1 protein-coding gene is annotated in these 367 nt (G+C 61.0%); it reads left to right on the forward strand.

Annotated features, from left to right (window positions below; translation table 11 throughout):
* The coding region (locus KVT44_RS55725; RefSeq protein ID WP_217576896.1) for a hypothetical protein at positions 1-336 on the forward strand (336 nt) is incomplete at its 5' end.
* Between the last annotated feature and the right edge of the window lie 31 nt (positions 337-367).

The raw sequence follows: 367 nt of genomic DNA on the forward strand, positions 1-367 counted from the left end.
CGTCTTGTCTACACGATACGCGCGATACGCGGCCACATTCAGGACATTTCCTACGGCGCGCTGCGCGAGCTTATCGGGCAGGTCGCTGAAGCTGAGCTGTCCGCCGTTCACTCGCAACGCCAGTTCTCCGATACGCTGTTCGACGAAATTCTCCAGGATGTTGAACGTGGATATGGCCAGGCCGCGACGCAGCATGTCGCCGACGTGGTTGCCGTTCCTGACAGCGGCCTCAGCCATGGCCTCAGCGATGGCTTGGTAGCTGCGAAGGAACTGATCCCGCGCGATCGATCCCACCTTCGTCAGGCCTCAGACAGCTCGCTCGAGCGCGGCATGTAGCTGTTCCACTCGATATCTCAACCGCCCTGGG

The organism is Streptomyces sp. GbtcB7 (assembly GCF_019091445.1).
Lineage (GTDB): Bacteria > Actinomycetota > Actinomycetes > Streptomycetales > Streptomycetaceae > Streptomyces > Streptomyces mirabilis.